Raw genomic sequence first — 318 nt, forward strand, 5'->3', positions numbered from 1 at the left:
GATGCGTAAGCATCACGGAAACCTATCACATGAAACTTTGTTTAGTTTTGAGAGGACTACCGGCGCTTTTTGGGCCTATAGCTCAGCTGGTTAGAGCGCACGCCTGATAAGCGTGAGGTCGATGGTTCAAGTCCATTTAGGCCCATTTTTTAATTTAATACCCATGGGGGCTTAGCTCAGTTGGGAGAGCACCTGCTTTGCAAGCAGGAGGTCATCGGTTCGAACCCGTTAGCCTCCATTGCCGGAAACGGCAATGAGAATCTTTGTTCTTTGAAAACTGGATATCATTGTTTTAAAGAAATGCCGAGAACACAGCGT

The 318-nt window shown here is 46.5% G+C and carries 2 tRNA genes; both read left to right on the forward strand.

The annotated features are described in order from the left end of the window. The first annotated feature begins 71 nt into the window (after window positions 1–71). Window positions 72–145 (forward strand) — tRNA-Ile (locus FC75_RS11545). 20 nt (window positions 146–165) lie between these two features. Further along, window positions 166–238: transfer RNA gene (locus FC75_RS11550), tRNA-Ala, on the forward strand. Window positions 239–318: the final 80 nt, after the last annotated feature.

This window comes from Lacticaseibacillus camelliae DSM 22697 = JCM 13995 (assembly GCF_001436615.1).
Lineage (GTDB): Bacteria > Bacillota > Bacilli > Lactobacillales > Lactobacillaceae > Lacticaseibacillus > Lacticaseibacillus camelliae.